Genomic DNA, 22,324 nt, shown 5'->3' with positions numbered 1-22,324 from the left:
GTCATGGACAAGTCCGAGTTCGTCTACGCCCTCTACATCCAGACCAGCGCCGAGAAGCTCTACCACGCGCTGACCGACCCCGAGCTCATCAAGATCTACATGGGCGGTTACGGCCCCGATTCGACCTGGGAACCCGGCGCACCGGTCCGCTGGAAGATGGACCCGGACGGTGAGTTCGAGGAGGTCGGCCAGCGGGTCCTGGAGGCGGAACCCGGCAAGCGGCTCTCGTACACCTGGCACACCCTCCAGCCCATGCACCGCCAGATGTTCGACTTCGCCTCGGACGAGGAGTGGGACAGGGCCGTCCAGGAGCGGTCGAAGGTCGCCTTCGACATCGAGCCGGCCGAGGAACCCGAGCTGGGGATCAAGCTGACGCTCACCCATGACGGGTTCGACAGCCCCGACAGCAGGATGCTGGAGGGCGTCAGCGGCGGCTGGGTGGCGATCCTCTCGACGCTCAAGACCCTTCTGGAGGGCGGCAAGTTCCTTGACGAGCCGGCCTGAGGCGGGTGGTGCCGGGCCCGCCCCAGGCATCCCGGCGGACCTTCAGGCACCGGGGACCCGGTCGAGGAAGCCGCTGACCGAGGAGATGCGTCCGGCCTCGGCGAGGGTGGCCACGTCCGACCCGGCGAGAAGTCATGGTCCGAGAGGGGCGCGCGGTTCGTGCGGGGGCCGTGCGAGCGGTGCCGGGGGCCGTCGTCTCAGACCTGGCCGTCCGACACCACATGCATGGCCGCCTCCTCGGCGGATGCGCCGGCCCCGTCGATCCCGACGTCCTCGCCCGCCATGGTGTCCGGCTCGTCGATGTCCAGCTGCCGGGTGAGCCGGCCGGCGCGTACCGTACCGACCTCCGCGTCCCAGAGCTCGCCGTCACCGCCGGGCAGATCCCCCACGCCATCGCCGTCCCCGTCGGGCGAGTCGGGGAGTTCACGGGCCAGCCGGCCGTCCAGCGACTCGCCGTCGTGCTGTTCGGCGGCCGTGGTGCCCCGGTCCTCCACCGCCCATGGGCGCTCGGGCGGGGAGTAGCCCTCGTCGAGTGCGTCGGTCAGCCCCCGGTTGTCCAGGGTGTCCTCGACGTCGAGCTGCTCGGCGAGGTCCGAGGCCTCCGGCTGCTGGGGCTGGTAGACATCGTCTCCCCTGTCGGCATCCATCATGGTGTGTCCCTTCCCGGCTTCGGGGATCCCGGGCGTGCATGCCGTGCACACGGCTCGGGAGAAAAGGGGGCCATTCATGCGGTATGCACCCGAGTGCGGTTGAACCGCCCGTATGGATTCAGGATAAGTGGCCCGGGCATGAGCCCGCAGCCGTGGGCCGCTGCTCGGGCGCCGAGGGCCGGTCGGAGGGACCATGGAAGGTGCGGGAGGAACATGCCCTGCCCCCTCCGCATCGGAGAACGGCCATGGATTACCCGGAGAGCTACCAGTTGGTATTTCAGGCGTCCGCCGTGGAGGACGACACGGTGACCGTCCGGCGCACGGAACAGTCGGGAGCCGGCGGCTACCCGATCTACGAGGACGAGACCGGAATCGTGCGCGCGGAGATCAGCGACCGGGGCGAGGTGCGCATGCTGGCCAGCGGCGGGCACCAGGTGCTCGGCACCCCGCTGGTGGTACGGGAGCCGAGCGGCTGAACGGCGGACGGCCCGGCCCCGGAACCTCAAGGACACACCCTGGGCCGTCAGCCCTCGGTCCAGCCGTGGTTCTTGGCGAACTGCAGCAGCCCGCGCCGGATCTGGAGGATCTGAGCACCCGTCAGCGACGGTGCGGACTCCAGCAGCACGTCGGTCACGTCCCTGGTGTACTCGTCCGCGCTGAGCACATCGCACAGGGTGTCGTCGTCAGGTGCTCCGGAAACGCTGATGCCCGAGATCCTCGGCGGGGTCAGCGGCTTCCCGTCGGGCCCCTCGGCGAGCCGTACCGACGACGCCTTCAGCCCGCGGTCACCGTCCTCGATCTCGAACTCGACCGCCGTACCCGTGTGTACGTAGGACTCGGGGATCAGCATGTCGTTCACATGGAGGAAGACGTCCTCACCCCCGTGTTCGGGCGCGATGAAGCCGTATCCCCGAGCTCCGTCGAACCGCACCACACGACCAGAAACCACACCGACCCCCAGAAAAAGAACCGGGCCCCTTGCCCGTACGCCACACATGGCTCGACCGGAGAATAGCGTCGAGCGCAGGGCGGCGCGACCCGGTCAGGGGCAATCGCCCCGTCCCGGACCGGGCCGGCTCACCTGACCCGGCGCGCGGGCGGGGCCGGGTTCCCGGCCGCCAGCGGGGAACGGGCCAGTTCCACGCAGCCGGCCGCGATCAGGGCGAGGGCGACCAGCTCGGGCAGCACCCACCAGCCGGTACGCAGCTCCTCGCCGAACAGCGTCACCCCGTACGCCACGCTGATCAGCGCGTCCCCGAGGGTCAGCATCGGCTGGACGGCGACCAGCGTGCCCGCCTGGAGTGCGTTCTGGAGCAGGAACAGGGCGCCCACCCCGGCCGCCGCGGTGGCGTACAGCTGCCAGGACGTCAGCAGCGCCACCGCTCCGCCGCCCCCTTCGAGCCGTGCCATGGCGTCCTTCAAGCGCCGCCGTCAGGGCGTACCCGCACGCGGCGGCGAGGCCGAGCCGCGTGCCCCGGGTGTTGCCGCGACTCTTCAGGGCCGCGCCGATCAGCGCGGCCTCGAAGAGTCCGGTCAGGATCAGCGCGGGGACCCAGGCCGCCCCCTGCACGGAGGTGCTGCCGCCGCCGGGGCCGCCGAGGTCATGCCCAGGGCCAGCCCGAGGGTCACGGCCACCACCCCGTACCAGACCCGCCGGGGCAGCCGTACACGCATCACGAACGCCGCCATCAGCAGCGTGGCGGGCAGCTCGATGACAAAGATCGGCTGGACCACGGCGATCGGTCCGGTGGCCAGCGCCACGGCCTGACAGACGGCCGCGACCACCACCAGGCCGATCCCGGCGAGCCACAGCCGCCGGCGCAGCAGATGCCCGATCAGTGACAGGTGCATCGCCTTGCTGTCGGGGACGGTGCGGGCGGCACGGCGCTGGAGCACGGACGCGGTGCCATTGCTGAGCGCGGTGAGGACGGCGAACAGGACACTGACCACCGGCCCATGATGCGGGCGGGCGCCCCGCGATCCCGGGTCCCGCGCCACGGCGGCACGGCGAGGCGTACGGACCGGCCTGCTCTGCGCCCGCCTCGACGGCTTCGACCCGGCGGAGCTCGCCGGGCTGATGGAGTCCCGTGAGGTGGTCCGTATCGTCACGTTGCGGTCCACCATCCATATGCACACCGCCGCCGACGCGCTCGCCCTGCGCCCGCTCGTCCAGGCGGCGCGCGACCGGGAGCTCGACATCTTCCACGAGGGGCCGGCCGGGGTGGACCTCGACCGGCTCAGGTCGGTGAGCAGGACATTCGTCGAGGAGCGGCCCCGTACGCCCAAGGAGATCCGCGAGGAGCTGTTCGTCGAGCCGACGGGTTCCTCGCGGCGGTCCGGCGGCTGGGCGACGGCGCCGGACACCCGGGTCCCGGGGCGGCGTCGCTCACCGTGCAGCCCTCGGCAGGCTCGGCCGGGCGGAGCGCGACGCGGTCACGGAGGAGGCCGTACGGATGCTCTCGGTCATGAGGACGGCAGTGGGCGGCACCGACGGCCACGACATCCGGTTCGCGGCCTTCGTCGATTTCGGGCAGTGAGCCTTCACCGACTTCGCGGAGTGAGCAAGGAGCCCTACGGCAGCAGCCCCGCGCGCCGGGCCGCCACCACGGCCTCCAGACGGGTGTGCGCCCCCAGCTTGCGCATCGCCGAACGCAGATAGCCCTTCACCGTCTCCGGCCGCACCCCGAGCCGTTCCGCCGCCACCGCGTTCGTCGCCCCCGCCGCCACGCAGGCCAGCACATCCAGCTCGCGCGGTGCCAGCTGCACCTCGCAGGGCTTCGGCGAGCGGGTCCCGGCCGCCGAGGCGAGCCGCCCGCACACCGCGAGCAACTCGTCCCGCAACGCCGGGTCGACGACTTTCGGGACCAGGGCCCGCAGCTCGCGGTGGGCCTCGCGGACGTCCTCCCACGCCCCCGGGGCCGCCCTCGGATCCGTGACCTGCTCCCGGGTCACCGCCAGCAGCTGCTGCACCTCGTCCCGCACCACCAGGGCCTGCTCCACATCGCGGGCGGCGGCGACCGCCGCGTCGAACGTACGGTCCCCGAGGGTGATCGGCTCACGCAGCGCCCCGTACAGCACCCCGCGCACCTTGCGCCGCACCACGACGGGGACCGCGACCACCGAGCGCAGGCCCTCCGCCGCGACCGCCAGGTCGTACTCGTGGCTGATGTGGCGCGAGGAGTGGTAGTCGGTCACCGCGCACGGCCGGGACAGCGCGATCGCCTTGCCGCCGAGCCCGCTGCCCGCCGAGATGACGAGCCCGCGCAGGGCGGCGGTCTGCGCCCCGTTCAGCTCGGCGATCCGGGCATGACGGGCGTCGGCGAGCAGCCCGCCGAAGGCCACCGGCAGCCCACTGGTCCGGCGCAGCCGCAGCAGCGCTGTCTGCATCTCGACCGCATCGAAGGATTCCGGCACGCTGACGCCTTTCCTGCCCGGCTCCAGGGGTGGCCGAGGGTCACCCCCGTTCGGGGGTGGTGAGACCTGGGTCACTGTTTACATGATGTTAAGCGACCGGTCCGGTCCGCAATGAGGAGGGCACATGTCGGCAACCAGCGCGACGGAAACGTTCCGGGCCGCCCGGGACTTTCTGCTGAAGCACCGCGAGGACTACCACGCGGCCTACGAGGGCTTCAGCTGGCCCAGGACCGACCATTTCAACTGGGCGCTCGACTGGTTCGACGTCATCGCGGAGAACAATGACCGCACCGCCCTGCACATCGTGGAGGAGGACGGCGGCCGCACCGAGGTGTCCTTCGCCCGGATGTCCGCCCGGTCCAACCAGGCCGCGAACTGGCTGCGCGCCCAGGGCGTGCGCGCCGGGGACCGCATCCTTGTCATGCTCGGCAACCAGGTCGAGCTGTGGGAGACCGCACTCGCCGCGATGAAGCTGCGCGCCGTGGTCATCCCCGCCACCCCGCTGCTCGGCCCGGTCGACCTGCGCGACCGGGTGGAGCGCGGCCGGGTCGGGCACGTCCTGGTCCGGGACACCGACGCCGCGAAGTTCGACGAGGTGCCCGGCGGCTACTCCCGGTTCGCCGTCGGCGCGGACGTGCCCGGCTGGCTGTCGTACGCCGGGGCCGACGAGCAGCCGGAGACCTTCGGGGCAGACCGGGAGACCGACGCCGACGAGCCGCTGATGCTCTACTTCACCTCCGGCACGACCGCCAGCCCCAAGCTCGTCGAGCACACCCATGTCTCGTACCCCGTGGGCCACTTGTCGACGATGTACTGGATCGGCCTCAAGCCCGGGGACGTCCACCTCAACATCTCCTCGCCCGGCTGGGCCAAGCACGCCTGGTCGAACCTCTTCGCGCCCTGGAGCGCCGAGGCGACCGTCTTCATCTTCAACTACACCCGCTTCGACGCGGGCCGGCTGATGGCCGAGATGGACCGCTCGGGCGTCACCAGCTTCTGTGCCCCGCCCACCGTCTGGCGGATGCTGATCCAGGCCGACCTCTCCCAGCTGAAGACCCCGCCGCGCGAGGTCGTCGCGGCCGGTGAACCGCTGAACCCCGAGGTCATCGAGACGGTGCGGCGCACCTGGGGCGTCACCATCCGGGACGGCTTCGGCCAGACCGAGACCGCCGTCCAGGTCGCCAACACCCCGGGCCAGCTGCTGAAGGCCGGTTCGATGGGGCGGCCCAGCCCCGGCTTCAAGGTCGAGCTCCTGGACCCGGTCACCGGTGAGCCCGGTGCGGCCGAGGGCGAGATCTCCCTCGATCTGTCCGGCCGCCCGGTCGGCCTGATGACCGGCTACCACGGCGACCCGGACCGCACGGCCGAGGCCATGGCGGGCGGCTACTACCGCACCGGCGACATCGGTTCGCGCGACGCGGACGGCTACATCACCTACGTCGGGCGCGCGGACGACGTCTTCAAGGCGAGCGATTACAAGATCAGCCCCTTCGAACTGGAGAGCGCCCTGCTGGAGCACGAGGCGGTCGCCGAGGCCGCCGTCGTTCCCGCCCCCGACCCCGTCCGGCTCGCCGTCCCCAAGGCGTACATCGTGCTCGCGGAGGGCTGGGAGCCCGGCCCGGACACGGCGAAGGTGCTGTTCGAGCACTCCCGGTCGGTCCTCGCCCCGTACAAGCGGGTGCGCAAGCTGGAGTTCGCCGAGCTGCCCAAGACCGTCTCCGGAAAGATCCGCCGCATCGAACTGCGCGAGCGCACGGCCCAGGGCACCGGCACCGAGTACGACGAGGGTGATCTGCGATGAGCGAGCTCTCCTACGCGCACGGCACCGGCACCACGGCGCTGCTCGGCGACACCATCGGACGCAATCTGGACCGCGCGATCGAGGCGTTCGGCGACCGGGAGGCGCTCGTGGACGTCGCGTCGGGGCGGCGCTGGACCTACGCCCAATTCGGCGCGGCGGTCGACGAGCTGGCCCGCGCCCTGATGGCCTCGGGCGTGGCCAAGGGGGACCGGGTCGGCATCTGGGCGGTCAACTGCCCGGAGTGGGTGCTCGTGCAGTACGCCACCGCCCGCATCGGCGCCATCATGGTCAACATCAACCCGGCGTACCGGGCGCACGAGCTGGAGTACGTACTGACGCAGGCCGGGATCTCGCTCCTGGTCTCCTCGCTCTCGCACCGCACCAGCGACTACCGCGCCCTGGTCGGCCAGGTCCGCGCCGACTGCCCCGCGCTGCGCGCCGTGCACTACATCGGCGACCCGTCCTGGGACGAACTGCTGTCCGTGGCCGGATCCGTGACGCAGGAGCAGCTCGCCGCGCGGGAAGCCGAGTTGTCCTGCGACGATCCGATCAACATCCAGTACACCTCCGGCACCACCGGCTTCCCCAAGGGCGCCACCCTCTCCCACCACAACATCCTCAACAACGGGTACTTCGTGGGGGAGCAGGTCGCCTACACGGAACAGGACCGGATCTGTCTGCCCGTCCCCTTCTACCACTGCTTCGGCATGGTCATGGGGAACCTGGGTGCCACCTCGCACGGCGCCTGCATCGTGATCCCGGCCCCCGCCTTCGAGGCCGCCGCCGTGCTCGCCGCCGTGCAGCAGGAACGCTGCACCTCGCTCTACGGCGTCCCCACCATGTTCATCGCGGAGCTGAACCTCCCCGACTTCGCCTCGTACGACCTCTCCTCGTTGCGCACCGGCATCATGGCCGGATCGCCCTGCCCGGTCGAGGTGATGAAGCGGGTCGTCGCCGAGATGCACATGGACGAGGTGTCCATCTGCTACGGCATGACGGAGACCTCACCGGTCTCCACCCAGACCCGCCGCGACGACGACCTGGAGCGCCGCACCGGCACCGTCGGCCGCGTGATGCCGCACATCGAGGTCAAGGTCGTCGACCCGGTGACCGGGGTGACCCTGGAGCGCGGTGTGCCGGGCGAACTCCGCACCCGTGGCTACAGCGTGATGCTCGGCTACTGGGAGCAGCCCGAGCGGACCGCCGAAGTCGTCGACGCAGGCCGCTGGATGCACACCGGCGACCTCGCGGTGATGCGCGGGGACGGCTATGTCCAGATAGTCGGCCGGATCAAGGACATGATCATCCGCGGTGGCGAGAACGTCTATCCGCGGGAGATCGAGGAATTCCTCTACGGCCACCCGAAGATCGCCGATGTGCAGGTGGTGGGCGTACCGGACGACACCTACGGCGAGGAGATCCTGGCCTGTGTCATCCCGAGGGACCCGGCGGACCCGCCGACCCTGGACGAGGTGACGGCCTTCTGCCGCGAGCAGCTGGCGCACTACAAGATCCCCCGGCAGCTGCGGATCCTGGAGGCCTTCCCGATGACGGTCAGCGGGAAGGTCAGGAAGATCGAACTGCGGGAGGGCTACGGGCAGTAGGACCGGATCGCCCCGGGCGTCGTCAGGCGGCCTCGATGATGTCGCAGGTGACGCCCCGGGTCGCGGCCGCCCATTCGATCAGCAGCACCTCGTAGGCGGCGGACTCCACGGAGGACCAGTCCTGGCCGGCCTGCGCGTCCACGAACGCCCGTATCGCCTCGTTCGCCCGGGCGGCGGACGAGGGTACCGGCCGGGACGTGCGCGGCCGGGTGTCGGATGGGGTGTTCCGTGGAGTTAAAGCCATGACCACAACCTTAAGGCCCACCACTGACAGCGGCCGAACATTTGTGGCCCTCTGGCCCGAACGTGACCGATTGCACTCACTGTTGCCGGTCGGCTCCGGTGAGCTGCCGGGCGTGCCCGGTGTGCGGGATCTCGCGTCGCATGCAGACCCTCGGCCAGTGGTCCAGGCCGTGTTCGGCCTCCTGCGCCCTGATCTTCCGCAGCCCGTCGGTGAGTTCGGATTCGTCGAGGGCGCGAAAGCCGAGCCGGGCGTAGTACGGCGCGTTCCAGGGGACGTGGGAGAAGGTCGTGAGCGTGAGCGCGCCCAGACCCTGCTCGCCCGCCCAGCCGGCGAGGTGGTCGATGAGCGTGCTGCCGACGCCGCGCCGTGCGGCGGACGGATGCACGGAGACCTGCTCGATGTGGGCCGCCCCGTCGACCCGGTCCGCGATCAGATAACCGACCGGGTGGTCCTCGGGGTCCGCGGCCACCCAGGCGCGGCCGCCCCGGCGGTACTCCTCCAGCAGGTCGAGCGGCGGCGGATCGTCGTCCGCGATCGCGGACATGCCGAGGGTGCGGAACGGTTCGCCGGCGGCGCGCTCGATGTCCTGGAGCAGTGGAAGGTCGGTGCGGCGGGCGGTACGGATGCGCATACGGCCAGTATGTCGCTCCGGGACGCCACTCAGGCCCCGGTGCTGAGCAGCTCGTCGGCCGGGCTGTTGACCGGCCGCGGCGTTCCCGCCGGGTCCAGCACGAACAGCGGCATGCCCAGGCCGTCCGCGCGTGCCGCGGCGTCCGGTGCGTACCCCGGGAGCGAGAAGAAGACGCCGGTGACCGATGTGCTGAGCGCGTGCAGCCAGAGGCACTCGACATCGCGCAGGGCGGTCGGGTGGGTGACCGTGTCGACCCGGGCCACCAGCCCGGCGGCCCGCAGGTCGACCCGGGCGGGCGAGGGCTGCGGGGGCCGCACCACGTCGCGGTAGCCCAGCCAGCCCAGATGGCGGGCCGCGGTCGCGAGCGCGTCGCCCGCGCCGCGGATGGCGACGGCCCGGAACGCGGGCCGGGGCGCCGGTGCCGTGCGCGGCAACGGGATGTGCGAGGGTCCGGCGGGCAGGGAGCCGTCCCCGGGCGCGGGGTCGCCGTCGGCCGCCGCCGGCCGGACGGGGACGCGCAGCACCGTCCCGCACGGGCAGCACAACTCCGCCTGCGGCCACTGGTCCAGCCGCCCGCAGGCGGGGCAGCGTACCGCCACCCAGTCGTCGTTCCAGGTGCGGTGGGTGACCGGGACGATCAGGAGCACCGCGCCGATCCGGTCGGCCGCGCGGGCGGCGAGCACCAGATTCTCCAGGGCGAGTCCGTCCTGCACGGCCGGGTCCACGCCGTCGACGCGGTTGCCGTACAGCGCGTTGAGCGCCTTTCAGCCGACCGAGGCGGCGAAGTCGGCCGCCACGTCGATATTGGCGCGGAAGCGGTCCGACTCCGTGCCCGGCACGGAGAGCGCGCCGCGGTCGGGGCCGGGCAGCTGTCCGGCGTAGACGTTCAGCCCCACCAACTGCGTGCCCGCGTCGTCGAGCGCCTTCTTGAGGGCGTCGAGCTCGGCCTGCGGCGGAGTGGGGGTCTCGATCCAGGGCCACCACAGCTCGACCGCCGTGAAGCCGGCCGCGACGGCTGCCGCGGGACGCTCCAGGAGCGGGAGTTCCGTGAAGAGGATCGAGAGGTTCACATCGAAGCGCTGGTCCGGGTAGCCCATGAGAGTTCCGGCGCCCTTCCGTGTTGCGGAAGTTAGTTTCTGCGCAACGGAAGGCTGCCCGGAGCTGCGGAAGCTGTCAAGGGGGTGCCCGGAATTCGGTCCCCGGGGTCTTCGCGCGGGTTGCGCAAGGTGCGCCCTCGACTGCGCCGGTTGCCGATGGGGTCCGGGGCGGGCCAGGGTTGCTGGTGCGTCCGATGCCGCCGACCCCGTACGAGGTGCCTCGCATGAACCACGCCACCAGCCGGCGCACCGTCCTCGGAGCGCTGTTCGCCGGTGCCGCCCTGTCGGTGGCTCCCGCACCGCCCGGCTCTTCGAGGTCACCGGACCCGGCATCCACGGTCGGCCCGCGCCCGCGCACCCCCCGGCGGCTGCTGCTCGGTACGTACACCTCGGCCGAGGGCGGCGGTACGGGAATCGGGACGGCGGCCTACGACCCGGTCACCGGGAAGATGGCAGCAGGCCCCGTGATCACGGGCGTGGCCAACCCTTCGTACCTGGCCGCGCACCCCTCAGGCGCCACCGTCTACGCGGTCGACGAGCAGGACCCGGGCGGTGTGACGGCGGTGGCCCTGACGCCGGACGGCGGCCACCGGGTGCTCGGAACGCGTGGCACGGGCGGCGCCGGGCCCACCCACCTGTCCGTGCACCCCACCGGAAGGTGGCTGCTCACCGCGAACCACACCTCGGGCAGCGTCGCGGTGCACCCCATCAGGGGCGACGGCTCGCTGGGGGAGCGTACCGACCTGGTCGCCCACACCACCCCGCCGCCCGGACCCGGTCAGGACGGGGCGCACGCCCACCAGATCGTCACCACCCCCGACGGCGGCCACGTCCTCGCCGTGGACCTCGGCAACGACGCCGTGTACACGTACCGGCTCGACGAGAAGCGCGGCAGGCTCGTCCTGGTCTCCTGCGCGGCTCTGCGCCCCGGGGCCGGGCCCCGCCACATCACCTTTCACCCCGGCGGCCGCTTCGCCTACCTGGCCTGCGAGGTCGACAACACCGCGGTCGTCTGCGGCTACGACCCGGCCACCGGCACGCTCTCCCCGGGCGCCCCGCAGTCCACCGGCACCGGCGCGGGAACGAGCTACCCCGCGCAGTTCCTGGTCACCGCCGACGGCCGGTTCGCCTACCTCGCCAACCGGGGGCACAACAGTCTGACGCGTTACGCCGTCGAGGACGACGGGGCGGTGCTGCGGCTGCTCGCCGCCGTGCCCGTCGGCGGCGACTTCCCCCGGCAGATCGCCTTCTCGCCCGACGGGAAACTGCTCTTCGCGGCCAACCAGAGGTCGGGCACGGTGACCGCCTTCCGGGTCGACGCCCGCGACGGCGGCCTGACCCGCACCGGCCGGGCGCTGGCCGCCCCGGTCGCCGTCTGCGTACTGCCGTACCCGAGCGCGCCCCCGGCCGGGCACTGAGGGCGGATCCGACGCCGGATGGCCGCCGCCCACGTCCGTTAGGGTCGGGCCCGAGCCGCGGGCCCCACAGCCGCGCGGCGAACGCATGAGGGAGGCACAGTGCGCTTGAGAGTGGAGTTCACCACCGAGCCCTTCGATCTCGACGAGGCGCCCGCCCACGCGGTCGTGGCCCGCGAGGTCATCCAGTCGGCCGACCTGGACGCCGTGGACGTCGGCCCCTTCGGCAACACGGCGGAGGGCGGCGCCGACGAGGTGCTCACCGCGGTGGACTCGTTGCTCCGCCGGGCCCTGGCATCGGGTGCCACCCGGGTGTCCCTCCAGGTCAATGTGATCGGGGAGGACTCCAAGTGACCGAACCGGCGGACCACCCGCTCGTCACCGCGGTCAAGCCGCTCGTCGACGCCATGGGCGCCGAGCTGATCGGGCCCGAGCAGGCCCAGCCCGATGACGTCGTGCTGGCCTGGGAGGGCGAGGAGGTCATAGCCGTACGGCTGCCCCAGCTCTCGGAGTCGCTCGGTCACATCCTGGCCGCCATGGAACGCCGGCACGGTATGCCGCTCGCCGAGCTCGACCGCAGGACCAAACAGTCGGTGGTGCGGACCCTGGAGGCACGTGGTGCTTTCTCGGTGCGGCACGGCGTGGAGACGGTGGCGGGCGCGCTGGGGGTCAGCCGCTTCACCATCTACAACTACCTGAACAGGGAAAATGCCGCCAAAGGCGAGTGGTTGAGGCCGTAGCCGAGCGACCGCGGTGGAAGGCCGCGCGGGGCCGTCGTCCGGAGAACCGGGCGACGGCTTTTTGCATTCGCGCAATTTCAACAAAGTGTTGACGTGGTGTTGTGGAGGGCGTTAGCTATCCGCAGCCCGACCGACGCGAAGCGAAGAACGCACAGCGAAGAACAGCCACGGAGGCTCCCGTGACTTCGAGCTCCACGCCGGGCCTCGCCCGGTTCAACACCCTGGCGGACGACGAGGCCACCACCGCCTTGCACGAGGTGTGTGCCAGTGCGGCATGGGGAAGAGCGATCCTCTCCCGACGCCCGTACGCCGGCGCGGAAGCCCTCCTTCTTGCCAGTGACGCCGCCACGGCCGCACTGACACCAAAAGATCTGGGCGACGCGATGGCCGGTCACCCGCCGATCGGCCGCCCGAAGCCCGGAGACCCGACCTCCTCCCACGAACAGCGGGGGATGGCGGGCGCCACCGAGGCACTCAAGGCCGAGATGCTCGAACTGAACCTGGCCTACCAGGAGCGGTTCGGACATGTCTTCCTGATCTGCGCCACCGGAGCCACCGGTGAGCAGATGCGCGACGCGGTGAAGTCCCGGATCGGGAACTCGCCCGAGCAGGAGCGCGGGATCGTGCGCACCGAGCTGGGCAAGATCAACCGCATCCGGCTGACCCGTCTCGTAACCGAAGGAGAGTGACGGTCTTGAGTACCGACACCACCGCATCGGTGTCCACCCACATCCTGGACACCAGCATCGGCCGCCCCGCCGCGGCCGTCGCCATCACGCTCGCCGCCCGCAGTGGCGCCGGCGAGCCCTGGGCGACGCTCGGCGGATCCGCCACCGACGCGGACGGGCGATGCAAGGACCTGCCGGCTCTGCCGGAGGGCACCACCCATGTACGTCTCGACTTCGAGACCGAGGCGTACTTCGCAGCCAAGAAGCAAGCCGAGGCGCAGCAGGACGCCCCCCGCGTAAGGGACAGCGGTGCGTTCTTCCCGGAAGTGGCGATCACCTTCGCCGTCGTACCGGGCGAGCACTATCACGTACCGCTGCTGCTCAACCCGTTCGGCTACTCCGTATACCGAGGGAGCTAGCAGACATGCCCACGATTCTCGGCCAGAACCAGTACGGCAAAGCAGAGAACCGCGTCGTAAGGATCACGAGGGACGGCGACACCCACCACATCAAGGACCTGAACGTCTCCGTCGCCCTCTCCGGCGACCTGGACGACGTCCACTACAACGGCTCGAACGCCAACTGCCTTCCGACGGACACCACGAAGAACACCTGCTTCGCGTTCGCCAAGGAATACGGCATCGAGTCGGCCGAGCAGTACGGCATCCACCTCGCCCGGCACTTCGTGGACAGCCAGCCCTCGATCCACCGCGCGCGCATCCGCATCGAGGAGTACGCCTGGGAGCGCATCGCCGGCTCCGACGGCAACTCCAGGTTCATCGGCGCCGACGAGGTCAAGCACTCCTTCGTACGCAAGGGGCAGGAGACCCGCCTCGCGCAGATCACGTACGACGGTGAGAAGTTCGAAGTCCTGTCCGGGCTCAAGGACCTGACCGTGATGAACTCCACGAACTCCGAGTTCTGGGGCTACATCAAGGACAAGTACACGACGCTCCACGAGGACTACGACCGGATCCTCGCCACGTCCCTGTCGACGTGGTGGCGGCACAACTGGACCAGTGACGAGCAGCGCATGCCGCAGTGGGAGAAGTCCTACGAGCAGGCCAAGAAGCACATCCTGCACGCCTTCGTGGAGACGTACTCGCTCTCGCTCCAGCAGACGCTGTACCAGATGGGTTCGCGGGTCATCAACAACCGCAGCGAGATCGACGAGATCCGCTTCTCCGCCCCCAACAAGCACCACTTCCGGCAGGACCTCTCCGCATTCGGCCTGGAGAACGAAGCCAAGGACGGCGCCGTGTATTACGCCGCCGACCGCCCCTACGGCCTGATCGAGGCCACCATCCTGCGCGACGGCTGCGAGCCGCGCATCCCGGTCGACATGACCAACCTCTGACGCGGGGCGCGCATCCCCGCCGCCCGCAGTCGGCGGGGATGCGCCACACCGGAGGGAACAGCCAGCCATGGCAACGCCTGCACAAGGGCCGGCAGAAGGCCCGTGTTCCACCGCACCGGAAGGACCCGAGGTCCACCCGGTCGACCAGAAGCTCCACCTCTCGCGGTTCGTCCCCGCCGCGCTCCAGCACATCGCCGCCATGTACGCGGGAGTCGTCACGCCCCCGCTCATCATCGGCCAGGCCGTCCGGAACCTGTTCTTCCACCATCTCGGCACCCGTGGCGGCACGTCCGCCGCGGCACTCAAATCCTCCTAGGGTCCTGCCGTGCCCGCATCGCCACTGACCCCGGAAGGAAGCACCATGGCACCTTCGGCAGACCCCGTATCCCGCATCGTCATCGAGAACGTGGCCATCGCCACGGTCGACGCCCACGACACCGAGTACGCCTGTGGCCACCTCGTCGTCGCGGGCAACAGGATCGAATCCATCGGCGCCGGCCGGGCCCCCGAGGGCCTTCGGAACGTCGTACGCCGCATCGACGGCACCGGGCACCTGGTCACCCCGGGCCTGGTCAACACGCACCACCACTTCTACCAGTGGATCACCCGGGGCCTGGCCACCGACCACAACCTGTTCGACTGGCTGGTCGCCCTCTACCCGACGTGGGCCCGCATCGACGAGCCGATGGTCCGTGCCGCCGCCCAGGGCTCGCTCGCCATGATGGCCCGCGGCGGTGTCACCACCGCCATGGACCACCACTACGTCTACCCGCAGGGGTCCGGAGATCTGTCCGGCGCCATCATCGGGGTCGCCCGCGACATGGGCGTACGGTTCACCCTCGCCCGCGGGTCCATGGACCGCAGCGTCAAGGACGGCGGACTGCCGCCGGACTTCGCCGTGGAGACCCTCGACGGCGCGCTCGCCGGCACCGAGGCGACCATCGACGCACACCACGACGCGTCGTTCGACTCGATGACCCAGATCGCGGCCGCGCCCTGCTCCCCGTTCTCCATCTCCACCGAACTGCTGCGACAGGGCGCCGAGCTGGCCCGTCGCAAGGGAGTGCGCATGCACACCCACGGCTCGGAGACCGTGGAGGAGGAGAAGTTCTGCCACGAGCTGTTCGGGATGGGGCCGACCGACTACTTCGAATCCACCGGCTGGCTCGGCGAAGATGTGTGGATGGCGCACTGCGTCCACATGAACGACTCCGACATCGCCGCCTTCGCCCGCACCGGAACCGGCGTCGCGCACTGTCCCTCGTCCAACGCCCGGCTCGCCGCGGGCATCGCCCGGGTCCCCGACATGCTCGCGGCCGGCGTCCCGGTCGGCCTCGGCGTCGACGGCACCGCCTCCAACGAGTCCGGCGAACTCCACACCGAGTTGCGCAACGCCCTCCTCATCAACCGCCTCGGCGCCCACCGCGAAAAGGCCCTGAACGCACGTCAGGCCCTGCGCCTGGGAACGTACGGCGGCGCCCAGGTGCTCGGCCGCGCAGACCAGATCGGCTCCCTGGAACGCGGCAAGCTCGCCGACCTGGTGCTCTGGAAGCTCGACACCCTCGCCCACGCCTCCATCGCCGACCCGGTGACCGCCCTCGTCTTCGGCGCCGCGGCCCCCGTCACCCTCTCCCTCGTCAACGGCAAGCCGGTCGTCGAGGACAACCACCTGATCACCGCGGACGAGGACGCCATCGCCCGCGCCACCCGCGACGAGGCCCGCCGCCTCGCACAGATCGCCGCCGGAGCCTGACGCTCCCCGGCACCCCCGGAACCGGCCGGCCGAGGGGGACGGCCCTCGGCCGGCCGCCGTGGACCCGAGCGGGGTCCACGGCAACCGGTGCGGGGGCGCGCGCCTGGACGCACGCGCCCCCGCACCGGTGACCGAAGCTGCCCGCACCAGCTGCACGACCTGCCCGACCTGCACCAACGCCCCACTTGCACCACCTCCCTGACAGCCACGTCACCGCAGACGTGCACCCGACCGGAGGAACCGCCGTGGCAGCTACGCCCAGGTTTCGCAACGATGCAGACGCAGCATCCGATTCCGGATCACTTCCCGACCCGGCCTCGGCCGACCGGAAGCACCCGGTCGACGAGACGCTCCCCCCACTGAAGATGTTCACCAGCGGCCTCCAGCATGTGGCCGCGATGTACGCGGGTGTGGTGGCCCCGCCGATGATCGTGGGGCCCGCCGTGGGCCTCACCGCCAAGGAGACCGCCTTCCTGATGGGGGCGAGCCTGTTCACCGCGGGCATCGCCACCCTGCTCCAGACCCTCGGCTTCTGGCGCATCGGCGCCCGGCTGCCGTTCGTCAACGGCGTCTCGTTCGCCGGGGTCACCCCGATGGTGGCGATCGGAAAGGACCGCGGGCACGACGGCATCGCCGTCATCTTCGGCGCGATCATCGTCGCCGGCCTGCTCGGCTTCCTGCTGGCACCGTACTTCTGCAAACTGGTCCGCTTCTTCCCGCCCGTGGTCACCGGCACCGTGATCACCCTGATCGGTGTCTCGCTGCTTCCGGTCGCCTTCACCTGGGCCCAGGGCGGCAGCGCCAAGGCCGCCGACTACGGCTCCACGACCAACATCACCATGGCCGCCGTCACCCTGGTGATCGTCCTCGCACTGCGCAAACTGCTGCGCGGCTTCCTCCAGCAGATCGCGATCCTGCTCGGTCTGATCGTCGGCACACTGATCGCGATACCGGTCGGCATCACCGACTTCGGAGCCATCAAGGACGCCGACCTGATCGGCTTCCCGACACCGTTCCACTTCGGGGCACCGCAGTTCGAGATCGCCGCGATCGTCTCCATGAGCATCGTGATGCTGGTCTGCATGACCGAGTCCACCGCGGACATGCTGGCGCTCGGCCGGATCGTCGACCGGCCGGCGGACGAGCGGACCATCGAGGGCGGCCTGCGCGCCGACACCCTGGGCAGTGCCATCAGCCCGCTCTTCAACGGCTTCATGTGCAGTGCCTTCGCCCAGAACATCGGCCTGGTCGCGATGACGAAGGTCCGCAGCCGCTTCGTGGTGGCCGCCGGCGGCGGCATCCTGATCGTGCTCGGGCTGGTCCCCGCCGCCGCGTCCGTCATCGCGCTCGTCCCGCTGCCGGTCCTCGGCGGCGCGGGCATCGTGCTCTTCGGTTCGGTCGCCGCGAGCGGCATCCAGACCCTGGCGACCGCCGCACTGGAGAAGGGCGAGAACGCGCTGATCGTGGCCGCGGCCGTGGGCGTCGGCCTGATCCCGATCGCCGCGCCGGAGTTCTACCACTCGTTCCCGAAGGACCTGCTGGTGGTGCTCGACTCCGGGATCTCGACCGGCTGCGTGGTGGCGATCGTGCTCAACCTGGCCTTCAACCACCTCGGGAAGAAGCCGGATCCGCAACCGTCGGAGCGGGAGCAGAGCCCGGCGCCCGCGGACCCGGTGGCCGCGCCCTGACCCGGTCCGGCCCGATCCGATCCGGCCCGGTCCGATCCGATCCGGCCCGGTCCGGCCAAGTACGGGCCGGTACGGCACTGTGGCGCGTACGGCAGCACCCGCGAGGGTCGCCGTACGCGCCACAGCGGTGTCGTCCGGTGCGTCAGCCGATGTGGTAGCTGTCGCCGTACACCTTCCAGTCGAGCGGCGGGTCCAGGTTCAGGTTGCCCTTCTTCAGGAAGACCCGCTGGGCGGTGTCCACCCGGCTGGTGTCCTCGTGGGCCTCCTCCTGCTTCATCGCCCAGACGCGGGCGTCGAGGAAGGCGTTGAGGTACGTGACCTCGTTGCCGCCCTGGGACGGCGGCTTCGCCTTGGAGAGGGCCCGCTTGCGGATGGAGCTGAAGCCGGTGCTGTCGCCGCCGTCGCCGTGCATGACGATGGCGTCGTAGTACGCGAACTGGCCCAGCGTGCCGATGCCGTCGGCCTTGCCCTGCTTGACGGCCGGGTTGAAGTACACCCGGTCCCGCTCGTCGTTCTGCGCCTGCTGGAACGCCGAGTCGGACGCGGCCTTCACCCAGTCCTTGGTGAAGTTCGGGTCGAGACCGCTGTGCGAGGGGGTGCCGTTGACCTTCCGCAGCGCGGGGAGGTACTTCGCGAGGACGTTGCCGGGCTTGCGCTCGGTGTACAGCTCGACGAGGTCGAGCATGTCGCCGGTGCCGGAACAGAAACCGATGATGCCCGCGGTGTAGCCACGGTCGTCGTCGATGTCCTCGATGTACTTGTACTGGGACTTCCAGTTGAGGGAGGAGTTCTCGGCGCTGGAGACCAGTTGCATGGCGATCTCCTTCTTCGCCGGATCGTCCAGCCCGGTCGCGGCGGCGGCCTTCGGGGCCGCTGCCGCCGGCTGCTGTGCCGCCTGGTGCGTGGGGCTACCGGCGTAGGCGGCGACGGGAATCGCCGTGAGGGCCAGTCCGACCGCGATGACCGCGATGCGCACGGGGCGGGTACTGCGACGTGCGGCGCGCTTATGGGGAGCGTGCACCAGTCCTCCAAGGGGAGTTCTTCGTTCCATCGGTCTGTTAGGAAGCTTTCCTATCAGAGTGGAAGGGGGCCGTACACCCCTCCGGCAGCAGGGAGTTGAGAACTTTCCCCGAAACGCGACAGCCCCGCACCGCGCGGAACGCGCGATGCGGGGCCGGTACGGGACGGATGCAGGTCCGCGACGAGCGGCGCGGTGAGGGCCGGGGTGGCGCGGGCCTCAGCAGTCGAGGTAGGCCACGTGGATCCAGACGCCCGTGGGACCGCCCCACAGGTCACCCATGACCCATTCGCCCTGCTGGCCGCGGGCGTCGAGGTTCTGACCCCGGTTCACCTGACCCAGGACCGGGTAGTTGGTGCCCGGTCCGCCGCGGAAGTTCACCCCGTTGTCGTTGACGGTGCAGACCGCCGCGGGCGCCTTCGTGGCCTGTGCGGCGACGGGGCTCTGCGCGGCCTGGGCGGCGGGGCTCACGGCCAGTCCGAGACCGGCGGTCAGCACCATCGCGGCCAGCATCATCTTCTTCATCATGCGAATTTCTCCTCCTTGATCCGGCCCACGTCGGCGTGAGCCGTCCGCCAGCCCCAACGGGGTCGCCGATCGGCGGGTCACGGGTCCGGGCCGGTCTTCGAGCAGCACTGAAAGCACAGGTCGTACGACGTGCGCACCGGCGTGCGCGGCAGCGGGGCGGACGCTTCCCGCGCCCGCCGATCACAGGTTTGACCGGCCCGGAGGCGGTGAGCGCCGCCGGATGCGTGCCGGGCGCCCACGCGCCTGTAGCGTCATGGGCATGGAAGATCAGTCTGTAGTGGATGTCGGTGACGTACGGCTGTCGTACCGGACCTGGGGCGACCCCTTCGGCTCGCCCGTGGTCCTGCTGCACGGCCTCGGCGGCTCCGCCGCGAACTGGGAGGCGGCCGCCGCCCTGCTCGGCGAGGAGTGGCGGGTGTACGCCCTCGACCTGCGCGGCCACGGCGAGAGCGACTGGCCGGACGAGTACTCCTGCGAGCTGATGCGGGACGACGTACTCGGCTTCCTGGACGAGTGCGAGATCGACCGGGTCGGCCTGGTCGGCCACTCCATGGGCGGTGTCGTCGCCCATCTGCTCGCCCAGGAACACGCGGACCGGGTGGAGCGACTGGTGCTGGTGGAGACCCCGCCGCCGTTCCCGAGCGAGCTGAAGCCCGCCGCCGAGCCGGAGGGGCCGGTGGACTACGACCTGGCCGTCGTCGCCCCGATCCGGGCCGAGATGGCCGACCCCGACCCCGAGTGGGCGGCCGGCCTCGGTGAGATCGTCGCGCCGACGTTGATCATCGCGGGTGGCCCGGAATCCACCATGCCCCAGGGGCGGTTGCAGGACATGGCCTCGCTCGTCCCGGACTGCCGGCTGATCACCATCGGGGGCGGCCACCGGGTGCACGAGATCCACCCCGACCAGGTCGCCCACCAGATCACGGAGTTCTTCACCGGCTGAGGGCCGGCCGAAGCCCGCCCGGGGCCGGCCGAAGGCAGGCGGCGTGGGCGTTGTCAGTGCCGGGTGCCATGATCCGCTGCATGGATCTCACACGGTTCTTCGCCGACGTCGACGCCCAGCCGTGGGCGGATCTGCACCATGCCTACGGGAGCGCGGCCGACATCCCCGACTGCCTGCGGGCGCTCGCCGGGGAGAGCGAGGAGGCCGCGTCCGAGGCGATCTCCGAGCTGTACGGCAGCATCCTGCACCAGGGCTCGGTCTACGGGGCCACGGCCCGCGCCGTTCCGTACCTCGCACGGCTCGCCGGTGCCGGGTACCGCACGGAGGACCTGCTGGTGCTGCTCGGCGGGATAGCCGAGGGCGGGGCGGACGAGGGGGACAGCGAAGAGGCGGCCTGCCGGGCGGCCGTCGTCGGCCAACTGCCGCTGATTCTCGCGAAGGCCGACGCCGAGGATCCGGGGCTCCGGCGGGCCGCGGCCTGGGCCGCCGCGATGACCGGCGCGGCCGAACAGGTGCTGCCGGTGCTCCGCCTGCGCAGGAAGACCGAGACGGATCCTGGGGTACGGGCCGAACTCCTCGGCGCCATGGCGCATCTGGACCCACCGGGTACGGCCGCCGACGCGACCGCGGCCATCGGTGCGCACGAGCCCGCCGAGGTGCGGATCGTGGCGCTGCTGGCCTGCGTGGACGGCGGACTGCCGTGGGGACCCGCGCACCACGCGGCGATGCTCTCGCTCCTGCCCGTGAACGACCTCGTCGAGGGCCGGCTGGACCTGGAGCGCAACGAACCCCTGCAGTATGTCGTCGAAGAGCTGCTGCGCCGCGACACCGACGCCGACCGCGACGCCGCGTACACCCTGCTCGACGGCGCTTTGCGCAGCGCGGACTCCGAGGCGCGGGCGGAGGCGTTGTGGGCGGCCGAGACGGCCTGCCTGCTGTCGCGCAGCGCGCCGGAGCGGCTGGCCGGTGCCGTGGAGGCGATGGTCGCCGACCCGGCGGACGCGCCCGCGGCGTACTCGCTGCTCGCGAAGCTGGGCGTCCGGGCTGCGGCGGCTGCCCCGGTGCTGGCCCGACTCGCCGCGGGCGAGGGCGATCCGGCGGACCGCGCGCTGGAAGCACTCGTCGCGGTGGCCCCCGACCGGGCCGCCCCGCTCCTGGCCCGGGACCTGGGACGGCGCCCACGGGCACTGGGCGCGGCATGCGGGTTCCTGTTCGGAGGGGCGGCCGGGGCCTCGTTCACGTACGACCCGGAATTGCTGGACGCGATCCGTACCCGGCTGGCTGAGGCGGGCGGCCCCGGCGCGGATGAGGTCGTTCGGCTGGTCAACCTGCTCGGCGCGTGGGGGAGCCGGGCATCGGCCGCCCTGCCCGAATTGTCGGCCGTGCTGTCGCTCTGCCCGGGGGCGGTACCGAAGGCGCTGGTCGCGATCTGCCCGCCGGAGCACCGGGGGACGACCGCGGAGCTCCTGACCGCCGCGGCACGCACCGGCCCGGAGGAGGGCCGGCTCGCTGCTGCGGCGGCGGTGCGCGAGCTGACGGGGGAGACCGGCCCGCTGCGGGCGGCCGTCGCCGCACGGCTCACCCCCGGCGGTCCGGCGGTGCGGGAGGCCGCGAGCCTCGCCGCCGGGCTGGGCCCGGAGGCGGTCGCCCTGGTACCCGCCCTCCGGTCCGCGCTCAGCGACCGGGCGGGCGACCGCAACATCCCGCAGATGGACGCCGATGTGGAGATCGCCGCGGCCCTGTGGCGGATCACCGGTGACCCGGAGGAAGCGGTGCCGGTGCTGGCCGGTGTGCTCGCGGAGGTGCAACCGATGTGGCTGCGCTGGACGTTCGGCCGTGCCGCGCGGGCTGCCGCCCGCATCGGCGGCGCGGCCCGGCCGCTGGTCCCCGCGCTGGAGGGCCTGCTCACCGAGCCGATGCAGATTCCGTCGGCGGTGCTCGCCCTGCACGCGATCGCGCCCGAGACGCTCGACGGCCCCCGCACGGCCGGGCTGCTCCTGGACGCGGCGGAGCAGGACGCCGACGCGGAGACCGCGCTGGATGCCCTGGTCGTACTCGGACCCGATTCCCTCACCGAGGACGGTCGTCGCCGCCTGATCGCCCTGGCCGAACGGGACCTCCGGGTGCGGGCCTCGGGCCTGGAGCCGGGGATAGCCCCGGCCGACGAACGGCTGCGGGAACAGGCCCGCGAGGCGGCACGAACGCCGGCCAAACCCTGACCGGACCCGCGCGCGCCGCGCCGCCCGGAGCCGGAGGGCCGTGCCGACCC

The 22,324-nt window shown here is 71.4% G+C and carries 21 protein-coding genes and 6 pseudogenes; 16 read left to right on the top strand and 11 right to left on the bottom strand.

Going from position 1 to position 22,324, the window contains the following annotated elements; translation table 11 throughout:
* Window positions 1-3: 3 nt before the first annotated feature.
* Window positions 4-504, top strand: a complete 501-nt coding sequence (locus BT364_RS18005) for an SRPBCC family protein (protein ID WP_072486194.1) — start codon at window positions 4-6, stop codon at window positions 502-504.
* 42 nt (window positions 505-546) lie between these two features.
* Here the strand turns inward: BT364_RS18005 and BT364_RS43045 are convergent.
* Both BT364_RS43045 and BT364_RS18000 read right to left on the bottom strand, forming a co-directional pair.
* Window positions 547-633 (bottom strand): annotated as a pseudogene (locus BT364_RS43045) (nuclear transport factor 2 family protein); the annotation flags it as partial.
* A gap of 68 nt (window positions 634-701) precedes the next feature.
* Window positions 702-1,154 carry a DUF5709 domain-containing protein gene (locus BT364_RS18000; protein ID WP_072486193.1) on the bottom strand — a complete coding sequence of 151 codons (453 nt, stop codon included), beginning with the start codon at window positions 1,152-1,154 and terminating at the stop codon, window positions 702-704.
* 245 nt (window positions 1,155-1,399) lie between these two features.
* Here BT364_RS18000 and BT364_RS17995 point away from each other — a divergent pair, with 245 nt between their 5' ends.
* Window positions 1,400-1,630 carry a DUF6296 family protein gene (locus tag BT364_RS17995; protein ID WP_072486192.1) on the top strand — a complete coding sequence of 77 codons (231 nt, stop codon included), beginning with the start codon at window positions 1,400-1,402 and terminating at the stop codon, window positions 1,628-1,630.
* 47 nt (window positions 1,631-1,677) lie between these two features.
* On the opposite strand, the gene BT364_RS17990 is transcribed toward BT364_RS17995, so the two are convergent.
* Window positions 1,678-2,103, bottom strand: a complete 426-nt coding sequence (locus tag BT364_RS17990; RefSeq protein WP_072486191.1) for a cold-shock protein — start codon at window positions 2,101-2,103, stop codon at window positions 1,678-1,680.
* 128 nt (window positions 2,104-2,231) lie between these two features.
* Window positions 2,232-3,104 (bottom strand): annotated as a pseudogene (locus tag BT364_RS17985) (DMT family transporter).
* A gap of 79 nt (window positions 3,105-3,183) precedes the next feature.
* Here BT364_RS17985 and BT364_RS43040 point away from each other — a divergent pair.
* Window positions 3,184-3,459: pseudogene (locus BT364_RS43040) on the top strand (DNA glycosylase AlkZ-like family protein); the annotation flags it as partial.
* A gap of 266 nt (window positions 3,460-3,725) precedes the next feature.
* Here BT364_RS43040 and BT364_RS17975 read toward each other — a convergent pair.
* Window positions 3,726-4,568 carry a helix-turn-helix transcriptional regulator gene (locus BT364_RS17975; RefSeq protein WP_072486190.1) on the bottom strand — a complete coding sequence of 281 codons (843 nt, stop codon included), beginning with the start codon at window positions 4,566-4,568 and terminating at the stop codon, window positions 3,726-3,728.
* Between the two features lie 124 nt (window positions 4,569-4,692).
* Between BT364_RS17975 and BT364_RS17970 the strand changes: the two genes are divergently transcribed.
* Window positions 4,693-6,369 (top strand): AMP-binding protein, encoded by a 1,677-nt coding sequence (locus BT364_RS17970; protein WP_072486189.1) that lies wholly within the window; start codon window positions 4,693-4,695, stop codon window positions 6,367-6,369.
* Window positions 6,366-7,973: an AMP-binding protein gene (locus BT364_RS17965; protein WP_072486188.1), complete on the top strand. Its 1,608-nt coding sequence runs from the start codon at window positions 6,366-6,368 to the stop codon at window positions 7,971-7,973. Before BT364_RS17970 ends, BT364_RS17965 begins: the two co-directional genes overlap by 4 nt.
* 22 nt (window positions 7,974-7,995) lie before the next feature.
* Here the strand turns inward: BT364_RS17965 and BT364_RS17960 are convergent, their stop codons facing one another.
* The 4 genes and pseudogenes from BT364_RS17960 to BT364_RS17950 form a co-directional block, all read right to left on the bottom strand.
* Window positions 7,996-8,217: a hypothetical protein gene (locus tag BT364_RS17960; protein ID WP_072486187.1), complete on the bottom strand. Its 222-nt coding sequence runs from the start codon at window positions 8,215-8,217 to the stop codon at window positions 7,996-7,998.
* 76 nt (window positions 8,218-8,293) lie between these two features.
* Window positions 8,294-8,848 carry a GNAT family N-acetyltransferase gene (locus BT364_RS17955; RefSeq protein ID WP_072486186.1) on the bottom strand — a complete coding sequence of 185 codons (555 nt, stop codon included), beginning with the start codon at window positions 8,846-8,848 and terminating at the stop codon, window positions 8,294-8,296.
* A gap of 29 nt (window positions 8,849-8,877) precedes the next feature.
* Window positions 8,878-9,483 (bottom strand): annotated as a pseudogene (locus BT364_RS43035) (hypothetical protein); the annotation flags it as partial.
* Window positions 9,484-9,945, bottom strand: a pseudogene (locus tag BT364_RS17950) (TIM barrel protein); the annotation flags it as partial. It lies immediately after the preceding pseudogene.
* A 224-nt stretch (window positions 9,946-10,169) separates the two neighbouring features.
* Here BT364_RS17950 and BT364_RS17945 point away from each other — a divergent pair.
* The 9 genes and pseudogenes from BT364_RS17945 (at window position 10,170) to BT364_RS17905 (ending at window position 17,566) form a co-directional block, all read left to right on the top strand.
* Window positions 10,170-11,363, top strand: a complete 1,194-nt coding sequence (locus BT364_RS17945; RefSeq protein ID WP_072486185.1) for a lactonase family protein — start codon at window positions 10,170-10,172, stop codon at window positions 11,361-11,363.
* 99 nt (window positions 11,364-11,462) lie between these two features.
* Window positions 11,463-11,714, top strand: coding sequence for a YkoF family thiamine-binding protein (locus BT364_RS17940; protein WP_072486184.1), 252 nt, complete (start codon window positions 11,463-11,465; stop codon window positions 11,712-11,714).
* The gene (locus BT364_RS17935; RefSeq protein WP_072486183.1) at window positions 11,711-12,100 is read left to right on the top strand and encodes a helix-turn-helix domain-containing protein; all 390 of its coding nucleotides are present in this window, start codon (window positions 11,711-11,713) and stop codon (window positions 12,098-12,100) included. Before BT364_RS17940 ends, BT364_RS17935 begins: the two co-directional genes overlap by 4 nt.
* Before the next feature lie 179 nt (window positions 12,101-12,279).
* Complete coding sequence (uraD, locus tag BT364_RS17930; protein ID WP_072486182.1) at window positions 12,280-12,789, top strand: 2-oxo-4-hydroxy-4-carboxy-5-ureidoimidazoline decarboxylase; 510 nt, start codon at window positions 12,280-12,282, stop codon at window positions 12,787-12,789.
* Between the two features lie 5 nt (window positions 12,790-12,794).
* Window positions 12,795-13,187: a hydroxyisourate hydrolase gene (uraH, locus tag BT364_RS17925; protein WP_072486267.1), complete on the top strand. Its 393-nt coding sequence runs from the start codon at window positions 12,795-12,797 to the stop codon at window positions 13,185-13,187.
* A gap of 5 nt (window positions 13,188-13,192) precedes the next feature.
* Window positions 13,193-14,125: a factor-independent urate hydroxylase gene (gene pucL, locus BT364_RS17920; RefSeq protein ID WP_072486181.1), complete on the top strand. Its 933-nt coding sequence runs from the start codon at window positions 13,193-13,195 to the stop codon at window positions 14,123-14,125.
* 67 nt (window positions 14,126-14,192) lie between these two features.
* Window positions 14,193-14,372 (top strand): annotated as a pseudogene (locus BT364_RS17915) (purine permease); the annotation flags it as partial.
* Between the two features lie 114 nt (window positions 14,373-14,486).
* Window positions 14,487-15,878, top strand: a complete 1,392-nt coding sequence (locus BT364_RS17910) for an 8-oxoguanine deaminase (protein WP_072486180.1) — start codon at window positions 14,487-14,489, stop codon at window positions 15,876-15,878.
* Between the two features lie 245 nt (window positions 15,879-16,123).
* Window positions 16,124-17,566, top strand: coding sequence for a nucleobase:cation symporter-2 family protein (locus BT364_RS17905; protein WP_072486179.1), 1,443 nt, complete (start codon window positions 16,124-16,126; stop codon window positions 17,564-17,566).
* A 142-nt stretch (window positions 17,567-17,708) separates the two neighbouring features.
* On the opposite strand, the gene BT364_RS17900 is transcribed toward BT364_RS17905, so the two are convergent.
* Together BT364_RS17900 and BT364_RS17895 are read right to left on the bottom strand one after the other, a co-directional pair.
* Window positions 17,709-18,587, bottom strand: a complete 879-nt coding sequence (locus BT364_RS17900) for a chitosanase (protein ID WP_072486178.1) — start codon at window positions 18,585-18,587, stop codon at window positions 17,709-17,711.
* Between the two features lie 216 nt (window positions 18,588-18,803).
* Complete coding sequence (locus BT364_RS17895) at window positions 18,804-19,112, bottom strand: SH3 domain-containing protein (protein ID WP_072486177.1); 309 nt, start codon at window positions 19,110-19,112, stop codon at window positions 18,804-18,806.
* Between the two features lie 259 nt (window positions 19,113-19,371).
* Between BT364_RS17895 and BT364_RS17890 the strand changes: the two genes are divergently transcribed.
* Window positions 19,372-20,055, top strand: a complete 684-nt coding sequence (locus BT364_RS17890; RefSeq protein WP_072486266.1) for an alpha/beta fold hydrolase — start codon at window positions 19,372-19,374, stop codon at window positions 20,053-20,055.
* Between the two features lie 80 nt (window positions 20,056-20,135).
* Window positions 20,136-22,274 carry a hypothetical protein gene (locus BT364_RS17885; RefSeq protein ID WP_143166506.1) on the top strand — a complete coding sequence of 713 codons (2,139 nt, stop codon included), beginning with the start codon at window positions 20,136-20,138 and terminating at the stop codon, window positions 22,272-22,274.
* Window positions 22,275-22,324 lie beyond the last annotated feature (50 nt).

Origin of the sequence: Streptomyces atratus, from assembly GCF_900119365.1 — a bacterium.
Classification (GTDB): Bacteria; Actinomycetota; Actinomycetes; order Streptomycetales; family Streptomycetaceae; genus Streptomyces; species Streptomyces atratus_B.
Note: the sequence above shows the minus strand (reverse complement) of the source record. Positions and strands in the feature narration are given on the sequence as shown.

Coding starts and splice junctions, on each gene's coding strand:
- pucL (WP_072486181.1), top strand. CDS start 13,193: ATGCCCACGATTCTCGGCCAGAACCAGTACGGCAAAGCAGAGAACCGC.
- BT364_RS17885 (WP_143166506.1), top strand. CDS start 20,136: ATGGATCTCACACGGTTCTTCGCCGACGTCGACGCCCAGCCGTGGGCG.
- BT364_RS17965 (WP_072486188.1), top strand. CDS start 6,366: ATGAGCGAGCTCTCCTACGCGCACGGCACCGGCACCACGGCGCTGCTC.
- BT364_RS17995 (WP_072486192.1), top strand. CDS start 1,400: ATGGATTACCCGGAGAGCTACCAGTTGGTATTTCAGGCGTCCGCCGTG.
- BT364_RS17955 (WP_072486186.1), bottom strand. CDS start 8,848: ATGCGCATCCGTACCGCCCGCCGCACCGACCTTCCACTGCTCCAGGAC.
- BT364_RS17945 (WP_072486185.1), top strand. CDS start 10,170: ATGAACCACGCCACCAGCCGGCGCACCGTCCTCGGAGCGCTGTTCGCC.
- BT364_RS18000 (WP_072486193.1), bottom strand. CDS start 1,154: ATGATGGATGCCGACAGGGGAGACGATGTCTACCAGCCCCAGCAGCCG.
- BT364_RS17895 (WP_072486177.1), bottom strand. CDS start 19,112: ATGATGAAGAAGATGATGCTGGCCGCGATGGTGCTGACCGCCGGTCTC.
- BT364_RS17970 (WP_072486189.1), top strand. CDS start 4,693: ATGTCGGCAACCAGCGCGACGGAAACGTTCCGGGCCGCCCGGGACTTT.
- BT364_RS17890 (WP_072486266.1), top strand. CDS start 19,372: ATGGAAGATCAGTCTGTAGTGGATGTCGGTGACGTACGGCTGTCGTAC.
- BT364_RS17960 (WP_072486187.1), bottom strand. CDS start 8,217: ATGGCTTTAACTCCACGGAACACCCCATCCGACACCCGGCCGCGCACG.
- BT364_RS18005 (WP_072486194.1), top strand. CDS start 4: ATGGACAAGTCCGAGTTCGTCTACGCCCTCTACATCCAGACCAGCGCC.
- BT364_RS17910 (WP_072486180.1), top strand. CDS start 14,487: ATGGCACCTTCGGCAGACCCCGTATCCCGCATCGTCATCGAGAACGTG.